We start from the raw sequence: 4,345 nt of genomic DNA on the forward strand, positions 1-4,345 counted from the left end.
CACCCCAGCGCATGGGCACCGTTCATCATCGCCGGTGAAGGGCGGTAAGATGTTGTAAAGAAGCATGAAAAAGCCCCTTTCGGGAATTGAAAGTTCCTGAGGGCACTTGCGGCCGATAATTCTGGTCTCACCAAACGGGGATGCACCACGCAGCCCCAGCAGCAGGGAGACCACATCATGCGCAACACTCTCTTCAACCGTACCACCGGCGCCATCGCAGCCGCTCTCATCACGCTCGGCATCGCTCAGCCCGCCGCAGCGCAGACGAACGAGCAGTTCGCCGACAGCCAGCTTCGCGAGCTTGTCAGGGTCGATGGATGGGCCTGCTCCTACGTAAACTGGAGCGCGCGCAACGTGCAGATCATCGCGAGTGATGCGGTTCGGGTCGTGGTCGCCGCTCGCTATGACTATCGCTGCGGCGACGACACCCTGTCGGACACCGTCTACATGTCGTTCAGCAACGGCATCCGCACCTGCTCCGCCTATCGCTCCTTCGGCAAGGCATGCAGCCTCGATGGACGCAAGTACGACATTTGATCCTCACTGCGGGTCATCGGTCTGACCCTCCCACTCCACGCAAAAGCGCCAGGCCCATGGCCGATGGGGCGCGCCGTGGAATCACACCCTTCAACATCCCCCAATCCAGGCGGACCTAGGTCATTGGGTGGGGCGAGCGGGAGCAACACCCATGAAATCGATAAAATCCTTCATGTCTTTGGCCACCGGGATCATTCTGGCAGCCGCAGGTCTGCTGCTGATCTGGGGGTGGACGCAGTCGGCTCTGTGGGGATTTGTGCCACTCGTCGCCGGCGTCGGCCTGATGCTCATGGCCGTCCCCTTCATTTCCATTCTTCGAGAGCGCGCAGCTCGTTTTGGCCGCTGGCTCCCAGCGATGACGGCTGTATTCGGGCTTGTTCTCTTCGGCGTGATCTCGGCGGCGCTTATTGCGCTGGGCATCGGCGAGAACCGCCGGATAGCCGCCCAGTCAGGTGACGCCCCCGGCGTCATCGCCTTGATCCGCCCGGCCGCCATGTTGGGTGTGGCAGAAGCCGCTCAGCATCTGGGACTCGCTTACTATCTCGGACAAGACGGCCCTAAGGATCTGGTGCTTGCACGATATTGGACGAGCCAAGCCGCAGAGGCCGGAAATGCCGGAGCCCAACTCGATCTGGCCCGCTTCTACTCCAGAGGAGTTGGAGGCCCGAAAGATGGCGGCAGCGCGTTGATTTGGGCGCAAAAGGCAGCAGCGCAGGGCTTGGCGTCAGCCCACACTGTCATCGGGAACCTCTATTTGCCCGGCGGGCCACTCCCGGAAGATGCGCAAAAGGCCAATGCTGCCTTCGCAAGGGGCAGCGAGCTTGGCGAACCGGAGGCCATGTTCAATCTCGGTGTCGCCTACGAGTATGGCGCCGGTGTTGCCAAAGATCCGGTACGTGCTTTCGAGCTTTACCGCGATGCAGCGCAACTGGGCCTGTCCGAGGCCCAGCTGAACCTTGGCGTTGCCTACATGAACGGCGCTGGTGTGCCTCGCGATGATGGCGAAGCACGCAAGTGGCTCGAGGCATCGAAGGAAGGTGCCACTGCCGAAATCCGCGCACTCGCGGATGAAAATCTGGCGGTCATTGCAGGCAGGCAGGCATGAGATTGGCCAACTGCCGCATGAAATGAGCTTGTCGGCAAAACCGCATCTTATCTGAACGATTTGAGCGCAATTTTTCGCAAAATTTCACAAATAGTTCAATTGAATATCGGCCGGTCCGATGCTTTATAAAACTCAGGAGCCAGTTATGAAAAAATCATCTTTGATGTTTGTCGCAATTATTGGTTTGTCAGCATTTGGTCATGCCCCGCTCCTCGCCCAGGCCGGCAATGTGGAGTCTGCGGTTATCGCGGACGATTTCAGGGGCAAGATCGTTTACGAGGGCAGCTACGAGGGCACCAAGTCAACGCCTATGCGTCCTCCGCGACGCCTCAGCTTGGGTGCTCTCATCGAGTCAGCAACCAGTGGTTCTTCTGAACCTTACCGCGGTACAGTGCGGATCGAGGTAGAATACGAGGGCAACACCTTAAAAGGTGTTTGGCGACAACAGGGGGAGGCCGCTGGCGCAGGTTCTGGCACCATGACGGGGACAAGAGTGGGCACCACTTGCCAGATAACCATGAACGACGGCTCCCGGTACACAGCCGATTGCGACCGCAACGGATTTAATGCGAGAACGGAAAACACTGGTCGGCGCGGAGAAAAGTATCGAGGCGTGGTGACCACCAGCGCAACGTCTCTGGTCGATTATGTCGAACGCGATCGCCAGTTGGCGTTGCAGGCGGAAAAGGACAGGATTGCTGCTGCTGAGGCAGCCGCACGATACGCCGCACTTCCATCTGCCGGCCCGGCTCTGACCCGGAAATTCGAACAATATGTCCGCCAGGACTCCCAAGGTTGGGCTTTCAATCGCTATGATCCTGGCAGCCTGACGAACGTCAAGATCGTGTCAGGCAAGGCCGGGGTGGGGACCTATGTGATGCGCGGCGAATACACCTACAACGGCGGCGCGCCCGGCTCCGTCATGGTGGAGATGAACGGACCGAACCTGAGCTGCATCCAGTTCTGGGACGCCGTCATCGGATGCCGCGGTCTTCGGACTGCAGCTCAAGGGCAGGCGATGCGGGATGCGGCAGTCGGTGCGCTTGTCGGTGGACTTGATAGCGGGTCATCGTCAGGGACTAACTGCGTTCCAGGAATCATCCGTTCAGACGGAACTCCTGACGGTATGGTTTGCGATTGACGATGATAAACGCACTGGCCTCAGGGTTCGTTGCGGCAGCCAGAATATGAAGGTTGCGTCGATACAGTTGTAAATCTTGCCACGAACTGCCTGAAAGTGCGATTGAATTCCTTGGATTTAGGGTGTCGGGTTGGAGGGCGAACCTTCAACCCGGCTTTTACAAAACCCAGGCATCCCCTCAGGTTTCATGTCCCAGATAACCACTGAAGGGGCAGGGCAGGCCGATGTCTTTCCGTGCTCTCCGCGCTGCATATGCGTCATTGTCCTATGGGTCGGCGGCGCATAGTTGACGCGCACAACGACCTTGCAGGTCGTTGTCGAACGGCCCGAGTCTGAGCGCCGCGTCAAGGCCGTCATGCGCGATAACGAACGCGAGACCCGGATCTCTATCTACTAAAGATCGATGATGAGCACGGCTTACGAGAGCATCATGCAGGGACTGAACGAGGCGCTGGACCATGCTCAGGGCAAGGAGGCTGGCGCGCGCGTGCACACCATCGAAGTGCCGGTTGTGGATGTCGCGGCGATCCGGGCCCGGACAGGGCTGTCGCAAAGCGCGTTTGCACGCAGCATCGGTGTCGCCAAGGGCACATTGCTCAATTGGGAGCATGGCCGCAGGCAGCCGACCGGCCCGGCGCAGGTGCTGCTGGCGATGATCGCCCGGCGGCCCTCGCTGGTCAGCGAGCTTCTGCGCTGAGGCCATTGCGGACCTCTTTGCCGGCACTGTTAGTACCCCCGAACTTGCGGGCGCCGCGCTGCGGCGGCATCATTGCCGCATGGCAAAGCGCTTCGATCCCTACGACTTCATCATCCGGCTCGAAGCTCAGATCCTCGGGATCGAGCCGGTTATCAGCCGGACGCTGGAATTGCCGCGCGACCTCAACTTCGCGCAATTGCACGAGGTGCTGCAGGCGGCCATTGGGTGGACCGACAGCCATTTGCACCAGTTCATCGTGGGCGGGCTGGTTATCGGCGCGCCTGAACACCTCGAAGAAGATGCCGATGGCCCCCGGGTGATTGAGGCGACCGAGGTGCACCTGCGCGACCTGCGGTTTCCCTATGAGCCTGATGCGCAGCTCGAGATTCTCTACCAGTACGACTTCGGCGATAACTGGCAGCACCGGCTCATCCTGACCCCAATGCCCCGGGCGCAAGGCGTCAAATACCCTCGCTGCATTGCCGGATCGCGCAGCTGTCCGCCGGAGGATGTCGGTGGAGACAGCGGCTATGAAGCCTTCCTTGAGGCGTGGCGCGATCCTGACCATGAGGAGCACGCGGACAATCGGCGCTGGGCGGGACGCAAGTTTGACCCGGAGCGCTTTGATCTTGAGGCTGCCAACCGCGCGATTGCGCGAGCCTTGCGCGTAAGTCGCGGCGACTATCGGGCGCGACAAATCGAGTCCATGAAGATGCCATGACAGCAACTGTCGCACAATCACACTGGACACAGTTTACATGGACAGTTAAGGTATCGGTATTAACATAATGTTTATTATCAATCTTGAGAACTGTAGGCGCTAAATAGAAATGACACCCCTCTGCTAGATAGAGATGACACCCTC

The 4,345-nt window shown here is 59.5% G+C and carries 5 protein-coding genes; all 5 read left to right on the forward strand.

What is annotated here, in order from left to right; all coding sequences use genetic code 11:
* The first annotated feature begins 177 nt into the window (after positions 1-177).
* Positions 178-537 (forward strand): hypothetical protein, encoded by a 360-nt coding sequence (locus AX692_RS13030; RefSeq protein ID WP_073977718.1) that lies wholly within the window; start codon positions 178-180, stop codon positions 535-537.
* Positions 538-688: 151 nt separating this feature from the next.
* Complete coding sequence (locus tag AX692_RS13035; protein ID WP_073977719.1) at positions 689-1,642, forward strand: tetratricopeptide repeat protein; 954 nt, start codon at positions 689-691, stop codon at positions 1,640-1,642.
* Between the two features lie 145 nt (positions 1,643-1,787).
* Complete coding sequence (locus AX692_RS19720; protein ID WP_155646319.1) at positions 1,788-2,783, forward strand: hypothetical protein; 996 nt, start codon at positions 1,788-1,790, stop codon at positions 2,781-2,783.
* A gap of 403 nt (positions 2,784-3,186) precedes the next feature.
* Entirely contained in the window at positions 3,187-3,480 is a 294-nt protein-coding gene (locus AX692_RS13040; protein WP_230961062.1) for a helix-turn-helix domain-containing protein, read from the forward strand.
* Positions 3,481-3,559: 79 nt separating this feature from the next.
* Positions 3,560-4,201, forward strand: a complete 642-nt coding sequence (locus AX692_RS13045; RefSeq protein WP_073977720.1) for a plasmid pRiA4b ORF-3 family protein — start codon at positions 3,560-3,562, stop codon at positions 4,199-4,201.
* The last annotated feature ends 144 nt before the right edge of the window (positions 4,202-4,345 follow it).

It is taken from the genome of Erythrobacter donghaensis (assembly GCF_001557325.1).
GTDB lineage: Bacteria > Pseudomonadota > Alphaproteobacteria > Sphingomonadales > Sphingomonadaceae > Erythrobacter > Erythrobacter donghaensis_B.

Coding starts and splice junctions, on each gene's coding strand:
- AX692_RS13030 (WP_073977718.1), top strand. CDS start 178: ATGCGCAACACTCTCTTCAACCGTACCACCGGCGCCATCGCAGCCGCT.
- AX692_RS13035 (WP_073977719.1), top strand. CDS start 689: ATGAAATCGATAAAATCCTTCATGTCTTTGGCCACCGGGATCATTCTG.
- AX692_RS19720 (WP_155646319.1), top strand. CDS start 1,788: ATGAAAAAATCATCTTTGATGTTTGTCGCAATTATTGGTTTGTCAGCA.
- AX692_RS13040 (WP_230961062.1), top strand. CDS start 3,187: ATGATGAGCACGGCTTACGAGAGCATCATGCAGGGACTGAACGAGGCG.
- AX692_RS13045 (WP_073977720.1), top strand. CDS start 3,560: ATGGCAAAGCGCTTCGATCCCTACGACTTCATCATCCGGCTCGAAGCT.